At 60.4% G+C, this 17,751-nt stretch carries 12 protein-coding genes; 3 read left to right on the top strand and 9 right to left on the bottom strand.

The features are described 5' to 3' along the window. Window positions 1-47 precede the first annotated feature (47 nt). Both HPQ64_RS09160 and HPQ64_RS09155 read left to right on the top strand, forming a co-directional pair. A complete protein-coding gene (locus HPQ64_RS09160) occupies window positions 48-803 on the top strand; it encodes an AzlC family ABC transporter permease (RefSeq protein ID WP_172888040.1) in 756 nt (251 codons plus the stop codon). Continuing rightward, on the top strand, window positions 800-1,102 hold the full coding sequence (locus HPQ64_RS09155; RefSeq protein ID WP_172888039.1) for an AzlD family protein: 303 nt from the start codon (window positions 800-802) through the stop codon (window positions 1,100-1,102). Before HPQ64_RS09160 ends, HPQ64_RS09155 begins: the two co-directional genes overlap by 4 nt. A gap of 3 nt (window positions 1,103-1,105) precedes the next feature. On the opposite strand, the gene HPQ64_RS09150 is transcribed toward HPQ64_RS09155, so the two are convergent. Continuing rightward, window positions 1,106-2,920 (bottom strand): aminopeptidase P family protein, encoded by a 1,815-nt coding sequence (locus HPQ64_RS09150; RefSeq protein WP_172888038.1) that lies wholly within the window; start codon window positions 2,918-2,920, stop codon window positions 1,106-1,108. A 402-nt stretch (window positions 2,921-3,322) separates the two neighbouring features. Between HPQ64_RS09150 and HPQ64_RS09145 the strand changes: the two genes are divergently transcribed. After that, on the top strand, window positions 3,323-3,544 hold the full coding sequence (locus HPQ64_RS09145; RefSeq protein ID WP_172888037.1) for a hypothetical protein: 222 nt from the start codon (window positions 3,323-3,325) through the stop codon (window positions 3,542-3,544). 89 nt (window positions 3,545-3,633) lie between these two features. On the opposite strand, the gene HPQ64_RS09140 is transcribed toward HPQ64_RS09145, so the two are convergent. The 8 genes from HPQ64_RS09140 to ftsZ form a co-directional block, all read right to left on the bottom strand. Beyond that, entirely contained in the window at window positions 3,634-4,524 is an 891-nt protein-coding gene (locus HPQ64_RS09140; RefSeq protein ID WP_172888036.1) for a 50S ribosomal protein L11 methyltransferase, read from the bottom strand. Window positions 4,525-4,639: 115 nt separating this feature from the next. Then, the gene (locus tag HPQ64_RS09135; RefSeq protein WP_172888035.1) at window positions 4,640-7,066 is read right to left on the bottom strand and encodes an ATP-dependent helicase; all 2,427 of its coding nucleotides are present in this window, start codon (window positions 7,064-7,066) and stop codon (window positions 4,640-4,642) included. Window positions 7,067-7,173: 107 nt separating this feature from the next. Beyond that, window positions 7,174-8,871 (bottom strand): EAL domain-containing protein, encoded by a 1,698-nt coding sequence (locus HPQ64_RS09130; RefSeq protein WP_172888034.1) that lies wholly within the window; start codon window positions 8,869-8,871, stop codon window positions 7,174-7,176. Window positions 8,872-9,579: 708 nt separating this feature from the next. Continuing rightward, window positions 9,580-11,760: an NAD-dependent DNA ligase LigA gene (gene ligA / locus HPQ64_RS09125; protein WP_172888033.1), complete on the bottom strand. Its 2,181-nt coding sequence runs from the start codon at window positions 11,758-11,760 to the stop codon at window positions 9,580-9,582. 105 nt (window positions 11,761-11,865) lie between these two features. Next, window positions 11,866-13,536 (bottom strand): DNA repair protein RecN, encoded by a 1,671-nt coding sequence (gene recN, locus HPQ64_RS09120; RefSeq protein ID WP_172888032.1) that lies wholly within the window; start codon window positions 13,534-13,536, stop codon window positions 11,866-11,868. A gap of 87 nt (window positions 13,537-13,623) precedes the next feature. Next, a complete protein-coding gene (locus tag HPQ64_RS09115) occupies window positions 13,624-14,481 on the bottom strand; it encodes an outer membrane protein assembly factor BamD (RefSeq protein WP_172888031.1) in 858 nt (285 codons plus the stop codon). Between the two features lie 192 nt (window positions 14,482-14,673). Continuing rightward, window positions 14,674-15,630, bottom strand: a complete 957-nt coding sequence (lpxC, locus tag HPQ64_RS09110) for a UDP-3-O-acyl-N-acetylglucosamine deacetylase (protein ID WP_172888030.1) — start codon at window positions 15,628-15,630, stop codon at window positions 14,674-14,676. Between the two features lie 323 nt (window positions 15,631-15,953). Beyond that, on the bottom strand, window positions 15,954-17,738 hold the full coding sequence (ftsZ, locus tag HPQ64_RS09105) for a cell division protein FtsZ (RefSeq protein ID WP_172888029.1): 1,785 nt from the start codon (window positions 17,736-17,738) through the stop codon (window positions 15,954-15,956). Between the last annotated feature and the right edge of the window lie 13 nt (window positions 17,739-17,751).

Below are 17,751 nucleotides of genomic sequence, written 5' to 3'. Positions count from 1 at the left end.
ACCGACTTGCGTGTAGTTCCCTCATCAAAATGAAGGAAACCGCAGCCATGTCCGCTGAAAGACGTCACCCCTCGACACCCTTCAGGCAAGCTACAGCCGGGGCGGTCACGATTCTGCCGATCTTCTTCGCCGTTCTTCCCATCGGCTTGCTGTTCGGTGCCGTTGCCGCCCAGAAGGGTCTGTCGCCGTTCGAAGTCGCGCTGATGAGCGCCATCGTCTTCGCCGGCGGATCGCAATTCGTCGCCATCGATATCTGGCAAGACCCCGTTTCCATCGGTGTGATGACGTTTTCCGCGCTTCTCGTGAATATCCGTCACATCCTGATGGGTGCATCTTTCGCGCCGAAGCTCAAGCGCTTCGGCAGCGGCCAGAAATACGCAGCCGCCTTCTTTCTCGTGGACGAAACCTGGGCCGTCGCCGAACGGCACGCGATGACGCAAACAATTACACCCGCATGGTACGCCGGGCTCGTGCTGCCGCTCTATGCCGCGTGGATATCTTCAACGACGACAGGTTCGATCATTGGCGCCGCACTTGGCGACCCTGCGCGCTACGGGCTCGATTTCGTGTTTCCGGCGGTTTTCATCTTCCTGGTGGCCGGATTCTGGAAAGGGCCGAAAACAGGCGCGGTCCTTGCCGCCAGCACGGTTACTGCCGTTGTCACGCACTCCTTCGTGGAAGGCGCCTGGTATATCGCCGCAGGCGCTCTTGCGGGCGTGGCGACCGCCGCTTTCACAGCGGATACGGAAGATGCCGCGCCCTGCCCTCCAGGTGCTGCCCTTGAAAGCGGAGACCCCCAATGAGCATCGAACCGACAACGCTCTTCGTCATCCTAGGCATGGCGGCCGCGACCTACTTCACAAGGATCGCAGGCTTCGTCCTGGTCAGCCACGTGCATATGGGTAAACGGCTTGAAACCGCCCTTCAGGCCGTGCCGCCCGCGGTGCTTATGTCGGTGATCGCACCGACCGCGTTTGCAAGTGGTTACGCCGAGGCCGGAGCTACCGCGATCACTGCTGTGGCCGCATTCCGCTTGCCGCTTCTTGCCGTCATCGCGGTCGGAGTAGGATCGCTGCTGGTTCTTCGCGCGGTCGTCGGGTGAAGGTCAAAGCGGGCGCGTCGCCTTCTCCAGCCATTCCCGCGTACCGCTGTCGACAAGCGGACCGACCTTTGAAAGCACCCGGCGGTGGTAGGCGTTCAGCCAATCGACCTCGGCAGGCGAAAGCAGATCTCTGACGACAAGCCGCAGATCGACTGGAGCGAGCGTCAGTGCTTCGAAGCGGTGCATGACCCTGTCGCCACCTTCGACCGGTTCGGCCTCACACACGAGTTCCAGGTTTTCGATACGAATGCCATGGCTGCCCGTCTTGTAGTAACCGGGTTCGTTCGACAGGATCATGCCGGCCTTGAGAGGCACGGTGCCCGTCTTGGCGATGCGCTGCGGCCCCTCGTGCACGGAAAGATAGGAGCCGACGCCGTGTCCCGTGCCGTGGTCGAAATCGAGCCCTGCGGACCACAGCGCGTGACGCGCCAGCGTGTCAAGCTGCGCGCCTGTCGTGCCAGCCGGAAAGCGCGCGGTCGCAATCGCAATATGGCCTTTCAGAACAAGCGTGAAATGACGCTTCTGGTCTTCCGGGACATTGCCGACCGCAATGGCTCGCGTGATATCTGTCGTCCCGTCTTCGTATTGCCCGCCGGAATCGATCAGAAACAGGCTGTTCTTCGGAATCTTGAGGGAGCTCTCGCGGCTGACACGATAGTGCGGGATAGCGGCGTGCGGGCCTGCGGCTGAAATCGTGTCGAAGGAAATCTCCTTCAACATGCCGGTTTCCACCCGAAAACCCTCAAGCGCCTCGGCGACGGCAATCTCGTCCAGTTCGACTTCCTGCACCGTGCGATCGAACCAGGCAAGGAAGCGGGCGAACGCGGCACCATCGCGCAGATGTGCGGACCTTGCACCTTCAATCTCGGTCTTGTTCTTGATCGCCTTGGGCAGGAGCACGGGATCCGGCTTTTCGACAAAGGTTCCCCCGGCATCCCTGCACGCACGGGCTATGGCCTCTCCCGCCCAATCGGGATCGAGCAGGAGGCGCCGCTTCTGGCCGCCGAGCTTGGCGACTTCCCCCAGAAGGTCTTGAGGCCCGGCGATATCGCAAAGCGCCGACAGATAGTCGCGCACGGAATTGGTGAGCTTCCGCCCGTCGATAAAAAGCGTCGGCCTGCCCTCAGCGGGTAGAAGCGCAAAGGAGAGCGGCAGGGGCGTATGCTCAACGTCCGCGCCGCGAATATTGAAGAGCCAGGCGATCGAATCGGGCTGGGTAAGCACCGCCACGTCGGCACCGGCTTTCTCAACATCCTTCGCGATACGGGCGATTTTCGATGAGGCTTCCTCGCCCGAAAATTCTGCTGGATGAAGCGTAACAGCTCCGACAGGCGGTTCGGGACGATCCTCCCATACGGTATCGACCGGGTTGCTCTCTACCGCGACAAGTTCGGCACCAGCCGCCTTGCAGGCTTTCTCAAGCCTTCTGACGCCAGACACCGTGTGCAGCGCGGGGTCGAAACCGAGTTTATCGCCCTGGTTTAGCTCCGTTTTCAGCCATTCGGCGGGCGGCGTCTCGATCAGGTGTTCGGGCTCGAAGACAGACGTATCCACCTGCTCGCGAACCTGGATCGTATAACGGCCGTCGACGAAGATCGCCGCGCGGTCGGCAAGAATCACCGCCATTCCGGCGGAGCCGGCAAATCCCGTCAGCCACTGAAGCCGCGCTTCGGACGGGGGAACATATTCCCCCTGATGCGCGTCCGCACGCGGAACGAGGAAGCCGTGAAGGCCGCGAGCGGCCAGTTCTGCCCGGAGCAATGCGGCTCGCGCGGCACCATTGGTCGGGTCGTTATCGCTATCGAAAGACTGAAACATGGGCGGACGCTAAACCGGCGATTTTGCATTGGCAATCGGCAAATGCGCAAACAGGCATCAGGAAGCGGGTCATCACACCGTTACGCCATATCGAAATGCACAGAATCGAAGCAGCTTGACCGGCAATTGCAAAGACTGCATTGCAACATAGCACTTCGCACATGCGAAAACCGCAAGCCTGTCATGCGGTTACAGGTCTACTAAACCCATCTCCGCCCGCCCATACTCTCCTACAGAGTTTGAGGGAGGAAGCTCTTATACGAAAAGAGACCTCGAGCGCTTTCCGATCGGGTTGAAGTGCCCGATCGATAAGAAATCGCTCCAGGATCAATCCCTTGAGCATATTCTTGTCGCCAAATCCGGTTCGGGTCTGGCGGAATATGCTCCAGAACGGAGAATATCATGGCTATCGCCACCACTACATCCACTTCGCTCACCGCTGGCCGCAGCACGGGCAAGAGCTTTTTCAACAGGGCCGTTGACCGTATGGTCGCTTCTCGCGAGCGTCAGGCGCGCCGCTATGTCAACGGCTACCTTCTGTCGCTCGACGATGCGACGCTGGCCGCTTATGGCTACGACCGCAAGGAACTGGAAAAGGAAAGCCGCTTCGGCTCCATCATCTGAGCGTCGCCGAAAGCTTTTTGAACTTCCCAAAAAGGGCGGGGTGCACGCACCCTGCCTTTTTTATTGCATTGTCGGTTTCCCGCCGATCATCAGGCATCCGGCAGACCGCGTACGAAAGTCAACGTCAGCCAGCCGTCATACGAGCGTTTGCGCACAAGCTTGAAGCCCTGCATGGCATAGGCGGAGACGATGCGCGGCCCGTCATGCTCCAGAAGGCCGGAAAGCACGAGCGTCGCCGGCCAGGACATACGCCGCGAAAGCGGCGCGGAAAGCTTCGTCAGCGGCTTTGCCAATATATTCGCGACGACAAGGTCGAAGGGGCCTTCCTCGCCAAAGCGCCGGTCGTCCACCCCATTGGCCGCAAACGCCTTGACCAGCGGTCCAACGCCGTTCTTTTCGGCATTCTCGCGCGTTGTCCTTACTGCGACAGGATCGATATCGGTGGCGACCACCTCCTGCTTCGTCATCATTGCGATGGCGATCGCAAGCACGCCCGTACCCGTCCCGAGATCGAGGATTCGATTGTAGGAGCGGCGGTTCAACAGTCGGTCGAGCTCGACAAGGCAGCCAGCCGTCGTTCCATGATGGCCGGTGCCAAAAGCAAGGGCCGCTTCCACCTCGATGGAATGGGCGTTGAACGGCCGCTTGTCCCGGTCATGCGAGCCATGGACGAAAAACCGTCCGGCGCGAACCGGCTTCAAACCTTCAAGGCTTTTCGCCACCCAGTTGATTTCGGGAAGTTCCTCCGCTTCGATGGGGGCGGCGAAAGCATCCGCGCCGACCCGGTCGCGCACAAGCTCCACCGCCTCTTCGGCATCCATATCGGTGATCAGGATTTCCGCAGCCCATTCGCGCCCGCCCGCCTTCGTTTCGAAGATTGCGGTCGCATAACCGTCGTCTTCAAAGGTTCGTTCGAGAATATCGTTGATCCGCTTGGCTTCGAGTTCCTCAGCCTTGATGAGAATGCGGATGGTGGGCATGGGCGTGCTTTCGGTGAGGATGATGAAGGGGCGAAATACCGGGCGCGAGGTATAACCGCTCCCGATCCCCTTTGCCAGACGGTTCGCTCAGGCGCTGCCTTGCGCCACGGCACGATCAGTGCCGCTCGACGAAACTGTCGAGAACGCGCTTGCGCCCCGCCTTGTCGAAATCGACCGTCAGCTTGTTGCCTTCGATCGATGCAATCTCGCCGTAACCGAACTTCAGGTGGAAAATCCGCTCTCCCAAGGAGAAGCCGGACGGCACATCGGACACGGATTTCGCGACGAGTTCGCCTTCTATCGTCTTCGGCCCCTGCCGGTGATTGCGTTCGGCAAACCGCGACCTGCCCTCATACCCGCCCGCTCCCGATGAACGGGCACGCTGGGCGCGCTGCCAGCCGGGCGTGGAATAAGTCGACTGGAAGGGATCGCGATTGTCGAAGCGGCTTGCGCCATATCCGCCGGCCCCATAACCGCCATAGCTGGAATTGGGCTCAATGACTTCGACCTGCTCTTCGGGCAATTCGTCAAGGAAACGAGAGGGAACGGTGGACTGCCACATGCCATGGATGCGCCGGTTGACGGCGAATGAAATCCGCGCGCGCCTTTTTGCCCGCGTCACGCCGACATAAGCAAGACGCCGCTCCTCCTCCAGCCCTGCCCGACCGCTTTCGTCAAGCGCGCGCTGGTGGGGAAAGAGCCCCTCCTCCCAACCGGGCAGGAAGACGGTGTCGAATTCAAGCCCCTTGGCCGAATGAAGCGTCATCAGCGAGACGGCATCGTCATCGACACCGGCATCGCGGTCCATCACCAGCGACACATGCTCCAGAAAGCCGGACAGCGTTTCGAAGTCGCCGACAGAGCGCACAAGTTCCTTCAGGTTGTCGAGCCGGCCCGGCGCTTCGGCCGAGCGGTCCTGGCGCCACATTTCAGTGTAGCCGCTCTCATCCAGAATGATTTCGGCAAGCTCGGTCGGTGGCATCGTCTCGACCTGCTCGCGCCAGCGGTCGAAATCGGCAAGAAGCGCCCTGATCGCCGTGCGGGCTTTTGGGCGGAGCTCCTCCGTCTGGCAGAGGATGCCGGCGGCTTCCATCAATGGAATGCGTTCCGCGCGGGCAAGGCCGTGGACGGTCTTCATTGTCGCCTCGCCCAAACCACGCTTCGGCGTATTCACGATCCGCTCGAACGCGAGATCGTCCGCCGGCTGCGCGACGCAGCGGAAATAGGCCATGGCATCGCGGATTTCCATGCGCTCGTAAAAACGCGGGCCCCCGATGACGCGGTAGTTCAGGCCAAGAGTCACGAACCGGTCTTCGAACTCGCGCATCTGGAAGGAGGCGCGAACCAGGATCGCCATGTCGTTGAGCCTGTGCCCTTTCGACTGCAGCGCCTCGATCTCGTCGCCGATGTTGCGCGCTTCTTCTTCCGAATCCCACGAGGATGCCACCATGACGCGCTCGGCGTCGGGATCGGCAAGATCGGTGAAAAGCGTTTTGCCGAGCCTGCCTTCGTTATGGGAAATCAGGTGCGAGGCAGTCGCCAGAATGTGGCTCGTGGAGCGGTAGTTGCGCTCAAGCCGGATCACCTTCGCGCCCTTGAAGTCATGCTCGAAGCGCAAGATATTGTCGACTTCCGCGCCGCGCCAGCCGTAGATCGACTGGTCATCGTCGCCCACGCAGCAGACATTCGGATTTCCCTGCGCAAGCAGGCGCAGCCACAGATACTGGGCGATGTTGGTGTCCTGATACTCATCGACCAGCATATAGCGGAAGCGCTTCTGGTATTCCGCCAGAACATCCGGATTGTTGCGGAAAAGCGTGATCGTGTGCAGCAGAAGGTCGCCAAAATCGGCTGCGTTCAGGATCGAAAGGCGCTCCTGATACTCCGCGTAAAGCTTCTTTCCCTTGCCGTTGCCGAAAGCGCGCGCCTCGCCTTCCGGCACCTGTTCCGGCGTCAGCGCCCGGTTCTTCCAGCCGTCGACGATCGAAGCGAAGGCACGCGCTGTCCAGCGCTTGTCGTCAAGCCCCTCCGCCTGGATGATCTGCTTCATCAGGCGAAGCTGGTCGTCGGTATCGAGGATCGTGAAGCTTGACTTGAGACCGGCAAGCTCCGCATGGCGGCGCAGGATCTTCACGCAGATGGAGTGGAACGTGCCAAGCCAGGGCATCCCCTCCACATTGCCGCCGATCAGATCCCCGATGCGGTGCTTCATCTCGCGGGCGGCCTTGTTGGTGAAGGTCACCGCAAGTATCTGCCCGGGATAGGCCTTTTGCTCCGAAATGATATGCGCAATGCGCGTCGTCAGAACCCGCGTCTTGCCCGTGCCCGCACCCGCCAGCACCAGTACGGGACCGTCAAGTGTCAGCACCGCCTCGCGCTGTTCCGGGTTCAACCCCTCAAGATAATCCGCGACGTCGCGCGCCCGGGTTGCAGCTGCGAGAGCCCGCGCGGCGATACCGCCACCGGACTTTGCCGCGTCTTGCGGCTCGCTATCGAAATGAGGCTCTATCCGGCCCGCCGGATCGCCGGGATGTTGAGGCATGGGGCGCTGCTTCTGCTTGTTGGCTTTCGCGCGAATCCGTTCGCGCTTTGGACCAATATAGCGAAAGCAAGCGCACTTATCAGGGGGAATGGCAAATGCGGTGAATATCAGCGTTTCAATCGCCCGAAATCGACGATATTTAGCGCCGATGCAGCAACAGGTTGCTCAGTTCCCGCAGGCCCGCTGGCGGGGTAGGACTTGAGGAACGTAACCAAAGCCTCCACCGGCATCGGCCTTGCGATAAAATACCCTTGCACAAAGGTCGCGTGCCGGTTTTTCTTCAGCATTTCAAAACGTTCCGCTGTCTCGACGCCTTCCACCACGACCCGGTGGCCCGCGGAGCCGACAAGCTCCAGCGCACGCGGCAGCATGTTTGCCCAAAGGCTTCCTTGCGGCGCCATGGAAAACCCGCGATCAAGCTTTACGCCGTCGATCGGCAGTTCGGCGAGATTGCCGATATTGGAAAAGCCGACGCCGAAATCGTCGATATAGGTGCGCACGCCCTGACGGCGAAGCCGCATCATCTCCAGCTTGATGCTCGACAGGTCGAAGCTTTCGGTTTCGACGATTTCCACGATATATCCGAGCCGTGCCGTGTCGGGCTCATGACCATCGAAAAGCGGGCGCAGAAAGTCATACTTATAGTCGCGCGGCGAAATATTGAAGGCAACCTGCAGTTCCATATCCGCCGGAAGATGTTGCGCCAATTCCTTGCGCGCTTTGCCGATGACGATTTCGGTGAGCCTGCGCGAAAGGCCGCGGTCGTTCACGATCGGCAGGAAGGTGTCCGGAAACACGAGCCGGCCATCTGCATCGCGCCAGCGCGACAACACCTCGATACCGACGATCGCACCGGTCTCCATTTGCACGACGGGCTGATAGACGCATTCAACGCGCTCAGCGGTCAGGCCGCGCACGAAGCGCTGAGGCAGCGACCAGTAGGAGCGCATGCCACGATCGGCGAGCCCACCGACGAAAAAGGCGACAATGCAGGCAAACGCCAGAAAACCGCCGATCTGGAAGGGACGCGAAGCGATCACCTCGGAAAGCGGCGCACGCGATGCGGCGCAATAAAGGCCCAACTCACCGCAATCGCGACCGTAAAACGACCACTCGGCCCAATTGAAACCGCTAATGCCGACCATTCCCGCGGCGGCGTAAAGCCCTTTGCGGCCGCTCCGCGAGATCCATCGTTTATCATCGACGCGGAAAATGATTTCGCGTGAACTTCTTCCGAAAGGTCCCTCCGGCGCGGAAATTTCCGGCATTGTCACGAGAAAACCATTGCCGCCGACTATCGTGCCGATCTCACCAGGCAGCCCCAGAGGCCCCTGAGGACGGTCGAACCATATATCGAGGTTCGCAGCGGTTTCGCTTGCCGCGAGATCCGGCGCGCCGAATTCGACCTTCCGGTCCAGTTTGCCTGCGTTCGACGTACAGGCTATCGCGCCATCCTGCGCGTAGAGGATGCTGTTTATCCCGTCCGGCAGGAAAGCAAGTTTGCGCATTCCGTCAAGAAAGGCGGGCGAACATGCTTCGGCCGTGACCTGCCGTTCCAACTGGGCGATCAACTCTATCGACCGCCTGGTGAGTTTCTCGTATTCCCCGATGCCGGCATCGTTCTGGCGGGACAGGTCGTCGCCAACCACGACCGAAAGAAGCAACCAACCGGCAATCAGCATCGCCGCGAATACGAACGCCCAGACAACTACCCGAAAGAACCGCCGGTTGCCCGAAAGTACAAAGTGTCCGGCGAATTTCGTCGCCCATCGCCCTTCGCGCCCATCCTTCCCGCCAATTGCCACTGAACGTGCGTCGCCCGGCAACGCTCCCCCCTGTATGCCTTCAGCGCTTGCAACGTGCCATCCAGTCCCGGCACCCGCGCTTGGGTTTTCGTCAACCATCCACCGCAGCGTTTAATGAAGCGTATCGGCAGTAGTGCCTATTGCATTTCGCCCAGCGCGAATTTTGCGCGAGGTGGAGCCCGCGAGGCGACAATTCATGATTGCCAATTCACCCGAGTCCTCGGTTTTCCCGAATGCAAAACTCAACAGATTGCCATTTCCGATGCGCTTTTCAGCCAACATTCTCCAAGTTTTGCCGATGGATAAGGTTTTTGCCAAAATTATTGTTCAAAAGTTATCCGTGAGCGAATCGGGATACGCTGAAATTTAAATACCGTAGCGGAATTACATTAGAGACAGGGATATAATCCTCTAAGGAGATCTTAAATATATTATCGTCCATGCAAGACATTTATCTAAAATTGTAAAATATACATAAATATATTATAATTCTTTGAAATACGATATTCTCTTAAATTAATATATAGTTCGTATAGGTTTGCCTTTAGGTTTCATAATATTTTGATGGCATCTTGAAAAAGTCTTTCCTGAAGCCAAAGCCACCACATTCCACCAGGATCGCGCGATTAGTCATTAAAAATCCGCTACGGAAAAATTAAGCGTACCCTCTTCATCACGATTACGTGAATTCTATCGCCCGCGGAACCGTTACTTCAATCCCGCCATTTCGAGCCAGGTCTCCTCGTCGACCACCTTCAGGCCAAGCTCCTGCGCTTTCTTCAGCTTCGAACCCGCGCCTGGCCCGGCTATGACGAGGTCGGTTTTCTTCGACACCGACCCGGCAACCTTGGCGCCCATGGATTCCGCCTTTGCCTTGGCTTCGTCCCGGCTCATGTGCTCCAGCGTGCCGGTAAAGACGAGCGTCTTGCCGGCAACCGGGCTCGCGCCGGCTTCGATACGCTCCATGTCAAGCGGCGTCACCTCGTTCAGCAATGCCGCGACGGCGTCCCGGTTATGGCCTTCCGCGAAAAAATCGACCACCGCTCGGGCGACCGTCTCACCTATACCATCTATGTTGTTGAGTTCCTGCCAGGCCTCTCCGGAAGTATCGCCTGCCGCTTCCAATGCTTCGGAAAATGCGCTCCAGGATCCATAATGGCGCGCAAGTAGCTTTGCGTTACCCTCTCCCACATGCCGGATGCCGAGGGCGAAGATGAAGCGGTTCAACTCGATTTCACGGCGCGCATCAATGGCGGCGAACAGGTTCGACGCCGACGTTTCTCCCCAACCGTCGCGATTCTTGAGCTTTTTGATCGGAGATTTTTCATCCCGTTCTTTCAGCGTGAAAATATCCGCCGGCTGATGAATGCCGCCTTCGTCCTTCGGCAGGGAGTAGAAAAACTCCACCTGCTTGTCGCCGAGGCCTTCGATGTCAAAGGCGTTGCGCGAAACGAAATGCTTGAGCTTTTCCATCGCCTGCGCCGGGCAGACAAGCCCGCCAGTGCAGCGGCGTACCGCATCGGGCCTCCCGGTTTTCGGGTTCACCTCGCGCACGGCATGACTGCCGCATGCCGGGCAAACGGTCGGAAACTCGTAGGGCTTCGCATCAGCCGGGCGTTTTTCAAGATCGACGTCGATGATCTGCGGAATGACATCGCCGGCGCGCTGGATCTGCACCGTATCGCCCTTGCGCACATCCTTGCCGCCGCGGATAGGCTCGCCATTCGCGCCGAGGCCCTTGATATAGTCCTCATTATGCAGCGTGGCGTTTGAGACGACGACGCCACCGACGGTGACGGGTTCAAGCTTGGCGACCGGCGAAAGCGCGCCCGTGCGCCCCACCTGGATCTCAATGTCGTTGACGATCGTGAAGGCCTTTTCGGCCGGAAACTTGTGCGCGATCGCCCAACGTGGCGCGCGGGAGACGAAGCCGAGGCGGGCCTGAAGATCGAGCCGGTCAACCTTATAGACCATTCCGTCGATATCGTAGCCGAGCGTCGCGCGCTCCTCCTCAATATCGTGGTAGGCCGCAAGCAGTTCTTCCACGCTCTCGCAGCGGATCATCCTGCCGTTGATCGCAAAACCCCACTCGCCCAAAAGCGCGACCATATCAAGCTGCGTTTCGCGCGGGACCTCGCTCATCTCGCCCCAGGCGTAGGCGAAGAAGCGCAAGGGGCGCTTCGCCGTCACATCCGGGTTGAGCTGGCGTAGCGAACCGGCAGCCGCATTGCGCGGGTTCGCAAAGACCTTGCCCCCTTGCGCCGCCATGCGCTCGTTCAGCGCCTTGAAGTCCTCGTGCGCCATATAGACTTCGCCGCGAACCTCCACGACATCCGGAACGCCATTCGGAAGCCTTTGCGGAATATCATCAATCGTTCGCGCATTGGCAGTCACGTTTTCGCCGACGGTGCCGTCACCACGCGTTGCCGCACTAACGAGCACCCCGTTTTCATATCGCAACGACAGGGAGAGCCCGTCGATTTTCGGCTCTGCCGTAACGGCAAGGCTCCCCGCCAGAGGATCAAGTTTCAGATAACGGCGCACCCTGCCCACGAAATCCCGCACATCCTCGTCGGAAAAGGCATTGTCCAGGGACAGCATCGGGATTGCGTGCGTGACCTTGCCGAAGCCTTCGGCAGGCTGCGCGCCGACCCTGAGCGACGGGCTATCCTTGCGAACCAACTCGGGAAAACGCGCCTCGATCTCGTCATTCCGCCGCTTCAGGGCATCATAGGCGGCATCGGAAATCTCCGGCTGGTCCTCACGGTGGTAGCGCTCGTCGTGATAGGCGATCGCCTTTGCCAGACGCTCCAGCTCATTGGCCGCCTCTTCCATCGTGAGATCAACAATATTGCGGCGGGACAGCTCTGTTTCGGCGGTTTCGGTCATGGCCCTGGCGAGTTTGCTTTTCGAATGCGGGGGTCTGGCAATGCACGCCAATAAATGGCCCAATCCGAACGTCTGGAAAAGCCCACGAATATTCTTGAACGGGTTTTACGCGGAAATTTCGGAAAGCAGGCTGTCGGCAGCAGCCCTTGCTTCTTCGGTAATGCGGGCGCCCGCAAGCATGCGCGCAATCTCCTCGCGGCGATGATCCTCGGCGATGCGGCTGACGCGGGTTACGACACGCTCCGGCTCCGCTTCCGCCTTGGAAATCAGGAAGTGGCCTTCCGCGCGCGCGGCCACTTGCGGCGCATGGGTAACGGTCAGCACCTGTACGTCCCGGGCAAGACGGGCAAGTCGCGCCCCGATCGCCTGCGCGACAGCACCTCCCACGCCTGTGTCGATTTCGTCGAACACCAGCGTCGGCGCGGAACCCTTGTCGGCAAGCGATACCTTCAGCGCAAGCAGAAAACGCGAAAGTTCGCCGCCGGAGGCGACCTTCATCATCGGACCCGGCCTGGTTCCGGGGTTGGTCTGGACCCAGAACTCAATATGGTCGATGCCTTCAGCCCCGCCGCCTTCGCCGTCTACCGCCTGTTCCACAATGAAACGCGCACGCTCAAGCTTGAGGTCCGGCAGCTCGCCGGCCACCGCCTCTTCAAGGGCCCTTGCCGCATTGCGGCGTTTTTCGGAAAGGGCCTCGGCCTTGACGCGGTAAAGCGCTTGCGCTTCACGCGCCGCCGCTTCAAGGCCCGCAAGCCTTTCTTCGCCGGCATCGAGCGCGGCCAGATCATCCGCCATCCGGTCCCGCAGCGCAGGCAGTTCGTCAACCATCACGTTGAACTTCCGCGCAGCCCCTCGCAACGCAAAGAGCCGCTCTTCGGCCGCCTCGAGTTCCCTGGGGTCGAATTCGGTTTCGCGCACCGCCGCCTCCAGGCCCGAGCGCGCTTCCTCCAGATTGTCGAGCGCTGCGGCAAGCGCCGCGACGGGCTCACCCAGAAGCCGGCTCGCCTGTTCCGCCTTGCGTTCAAGCCGCCGCCAGAGGCTCGACAGTTCCGTGATCGGGGAAGCGTTTCCATTTAACGCGTCATAAGCTTCGTTGAGGTCGCTTGCGATCTTTTCAACCTGCATCATTTCCGTCCGGCGGGCGGCAAGTTCGTCTTCTTCTCCCACCTGCGGATCAAGTACTGAAAGCTCTTCGACGGCGGCACGCAGGAAGTCCGCCTCGCGCCGCGCGGCTTCTATCCGCGCTTCGTGGTCGCGTTGCGCCTTGATCGCTGCGCGCATGCCCCGAAACGCGTTCGAAACGTCGTCACGGTCGGCTTCGAGGCCGGCAAACGAATCGAGAATTTGGCGATGCTCTTCCGGATCCACGAAGGCGCGCGCATCATGCTGCCCGTGGATTTCCACCAGGAGCGACCCGATCTGCCTGAGCAGGGAAACACTGACGGGCTGGTCGTTGACGAAGGCACGGCTGCGCCCGTCCGCCGACTGAATGCGGCGCAGGATCACATCCCCGTCGTCGTCGATACCGTTTTCGCGAAGCAAACGCCGGGCCGGATGGTCTCCCGCAACATCGAAGACCGCCGTGACCTGCCCCTGTGCCTCATTGTTGCGGACAAGGCCCGCATCGCCCCGCCCGCCGAGCGCAAGGGTCAATGCGTCGAGCAAAATGGATTTGCCCGCCCCGGTTTCCCCCGTCAGCACGGACATGCCGCCGGAGAACTCCAGGTCGAGGCGATCGATCAGGACGATATCGCGAATAGCAAGCGCTGCTAGCATCCAGGAGTGATTCGCTGGGACAAGAACCAGATCAAGTGATACTTGGATTCCGAGTTGCGCGCGAGCCCCTTCCTGAGCGGCCCGCGCTTAAAGAACGCTAATGCTCCCGAACGCCTTGCTGATCCAGCTTCCACCGTCGCTCTCCGGCGAATAACCGCCGGTCTGCAACAGGTTGTAGGCATCCTTGTACCACTGGCTGTCAGGGTAGTTATGGCCGAGAACGGCCGCGGCCGTCTGCGCCTCGTTGATAACGCCTAGCGCATAATAGCTTTCCACCAGCCGGAAAAGCGCTTCTTCGATGTGGCGGGTGGTCTGGTAGTTGATCACCACAGTCTTGAAACGGTTGATCGCGGCGACATAGTTGTCGCGCTTCAGATAGTAGCGGCCGACTTCCATTTCCTTGCCGGCAAGCTGGTCTTCCGTGGCGCGTATCTTCGTCTCCGCATCGCTGGCGTATTCGGAATCCGGAAACCGCTGGACCAGTTCGCCGAAGGCGGCAAGTGCGCGTTGCGTGTTCTGCTGGTCGCGCGTTACATCCGGGATCTGCTTGAAGTAGGACTGGCCGATTATATAGAGCGCGTAGGCCGAATCCGGATTGCCGGGATAAAGCGTGGTAAAGCGCTTCGCCGCGTTGATTGCTTCCGGATATTTTCCCCGGGTGTAGCTCACGTAAGCCACGTTGATAAGCGACTTACGAGCATATTCGGAATAGGGATAGTACTTGTCGAGCTCGGCGAATTTCTCGGAAGCCTCGCTGAGACGACCCTCGTTGCGCAGCGCAAGGCCCTGATTATAAAGCTCTTCAGCGGGAATATCGGTTGTCGCAAGGTCGGCATCATCCGACGTTGACGAACAGGCCGCCAGACCAAGCATCGCCACGATCATGCCAGCGCGCGCAATGCCGCGAAAAAACCGTTTGCTGGCATTGCGGCGAAGATCACTCATGTCGCGTCGTTCCGGATGCACGTTCTCAAACTCCCTGCACGCCGTCTCGAATTGAGCCGGCCGATCCGCGATCCGAAGGATGTCACGGGCGCAACGCTTGTAGCGGATTACAGAACGGTTCGCCACGTCCTGTGCAAAAGGTTTGAAGCAATTTTGTGACCGCGGCCTGCCCCGCTGTGGAATGAGCGCTTCTCAGGAAATGTTCGGCCCGAATGCCGCCGCAGAAAGGCCGCTTACCAGCTCCGCCGAACCGACCTCGCGCGCCTGCGGGGATACCGCTATCTGGAAAGCGCCCTGACCGCAGTTTTCAAACAGCTCGACAAGGATCGCATGGTTCATGCGATGCCCGCCCTTGTAGGAGCGGAAATGCCCGAGGATCGGCAGGCCGGCCAGCGCAAGATCGCCGACCGCATCCAGCGTCTTGTGGCGGACGAATTCGTCCGGCCAGCGGATGCCCTCCGGATTGACGACCTTGTCGTCAGCAATCGCCACCGAATTCTCAAGCGAAGAGCCAAGCGCAAACCCATTCGCCCACAACTTTTCAACATCGGCGACGGAACCGAAGGTGCGCGCGCGCGCCAGCTCCCGGCGGAAAACATCCGGCGTAAGATCTATATCGATGCTCTGGCAGCCGATCGCCGCGGACGGGAAGTCGATCGTCACCTCGAAACGGGTTCCATCATAGGGGAGCAACTCACACCACGCATCGCCGCTGGCGATGCGAACAGGCTTCATGATCTTTATGTATCGGCGGGACGCCGACAGGGATTTAAGGCCCACACTATCGATAGCTGAAACGAATGCCGCGGACGATCCATCCATGATCGGCATCTCCGGCCCGTCCATTTCGACAGTCACATTATCGACGCCAAGGCCACGAAGGGCGGCCATGAGGTGCTCCACCGTGGCGACGCCGCCAGCCTTCGGATCGCCGAGAACGGTGCAAAGCGACGTTGCACTCACACTCTTCCAATGGGCCGGAAATTCAACATCACGCCCGCGCGCGCCGTCCCTGCCCTGGAAAACGATGCCAGAACCGGCTTCGGCCGGATAGAGACTGACGCTGGCCGGATTTCCCGAATGAACACCGATTCCTTTCAGGGTGATAGGTTCGGCTATCGTTTTCTGCCGGTCCAAGCGTTGCACCATCTCTTGCCGCCTGTGGTTTCGCGGTCGATCCGGTAGCGCATGTCATCAGTTGTCGATTGCGCCGGCTCAAGACCGCGAGAATTAAGTCGAAGGGATCGAGCACTCTCCTTAATCAATCGTTAACGTATTGATTCGGTTAATGCTTCGAATTCGGGTGTCACCATACAGGCATGCGGGGGAATTCTGGAAATAAAGCTTTGTTACGGTTTGTAACGCTTTTAGCTGTCACAAGCCGTTGAAATATTAAATGAAATTTGCATGTCGCTACGGCAGGCGACCCGGAATGTTTCCGGGCCGCCGCCGAGGGGCGCGAGGGGGCGCTATCAGTTGGCCTGCCGACGCAGGAAAGCCGGAATTTCCAGCTGGTCCTCTTCGGACATCGGGCGCGGTTGCGGCGCCGGGCGTCCCGTCGTGTCCAGCTGGCCGCTCGCACCCTGAGCCTGCGGGCGCGGCTGGGGCGCACGAGGAGCCACCGGACGCGCTGGCGCGGCTTGCGGTTGCGGCTGACGATGGGCCGCCGGCTGGCTGGCAGGGGCATGCGCCGCCGGCTGCGAACGTGCCGGCGCCGGGTGAGCGCGTTCGGCCATGCGCGGCTCGACGGGCATTTCAGGCCGCTCGTCTTCCTCGTGGTGCTCATCGCGGCGCGACAGACCGCTCGCCAATCGGCGCAGCAGGCTCATCGGGCGACGATCCTCATGATGCTCGTGATCGTCGTGGTGATCGGCCTCGTCCTCGTAAGCACGCATCTCACGCTGGGCGACAGGCGGGAAATCCTCGATGCTCGGGATATGCACCGGCCCTTCGGCATTCTCGGCGACCGGCGGTATATAGGGAGCAGGCTGATCCGCTTCAGGAGCCGGCTGTGACAGCTGCTCCTCGATCTCTTCGATCGTGGTGGGTTCGTCTTCCATCATCTCCGGTGCAGGCTTGAACGGCTTGATCTCGACGGCGGGATCCGTCGAAGCCGCGACACCTTCCGGCTCGCCGATCTCAAGCTCGCGCTCAAGCGACTCGACCGCCCTGGCGGTGACGGAGGGGCGCTGCGGCGCCGCGACACGCGGAGCTGCCGGCTTCGGCTGTTCCTGCAAGCGCTCGGTGATCTCGGCAACGCGGGCTTCCACCGGCGACGCGGCTTCACCATTGACCTTGTCGATGCCCGTGGCGACGACCGAAACCCGTATGATACCGTCCAGGCTCTCGTCGAAGGTCGCACCCATGATGATATTGGCGTCCGGGTCCACTTCCTCGCGAATGCGAGTCGCCGCTTCGTCGACCTCGAAAAGCGTGAGGTCGTTGCCGCCGGTGATGGAGATCAGGAGGCCCCTTGCACCCATCATCGAGGTTTCGTCGAGCAGCGGATTGGCAATGGCCGCTTCCGCCGCCTGCATGGCGCGCTTTTCGCCCGAAGCCTCGCCCGTGCCCATCATCGCCTTGCCCATGCCGCGCATGATCGAGCGCACGTCGGCGAAGTCGAGGTTGATGAGACCTTCCTTCACCATCAGGTCGGTAATGCAGGCAACGCCGGAATAAAGCACCTGATCGGCCATCGCGAAGGCATCGGCAAAGGTCGTTTGCGCATTGGCGATACGGAACAGGTTCTGGTTCGGAATGACGATCAGCGTATCGACATTCTTCTGCAGTTCCTCAATACCGGAATCGGCAACGCGCATGCGCCGCGCGCCCTCGAACTGGAAGGGCTTGGTGACGACGCCGACGGTGAGAATGCCCTTCTCGCGCGCGGCGCGAGCGATCACGGGCGCCGCGCCCGTACCTGTGCCGCCGCCCATGCCAGCGGTAATGAAGACCATATGCGAGCCCGCCAGATGGTCGTTGATCTCGTCGATCACCTCTTCGGCGGCCGCCGCTCCCACGTCCGGCTGCGACCCGGCGCCAAGCCCCTCAGTCACCGCGACGCCCATCTGGACGACGCGTTCGGCGTGGTTGGTGGCAAGCGCCTGGGCGTCGGTGTTGGCGACGACGAAGTCGCAACCCTGAAGGCCTGCCTGAATCATGTTGTTGACGGCGTTTCCGCCCGCGCCGCCGACGCCGAACACCGTTATGCGCGGCTTCAGCTCCTGAATGTCGGGCATTTGCAAGTTTATGGTCATAATTTCCTCGCGA

Source organism: Hongsoonwoonella zoysiae (assembly GCF_013266695.1).
Taxonomy (GTDB): domain Bacteria; phylum Pseudomonadota; class Alphaproteobacteria; order Rhizobiales; family Stappiaceae; genus Hongsoonwoonella; species Hongsoonwoonella zoysiae.
This window is presented reverse-complemented; position numbering and strand designations above follow the sequence as displayed.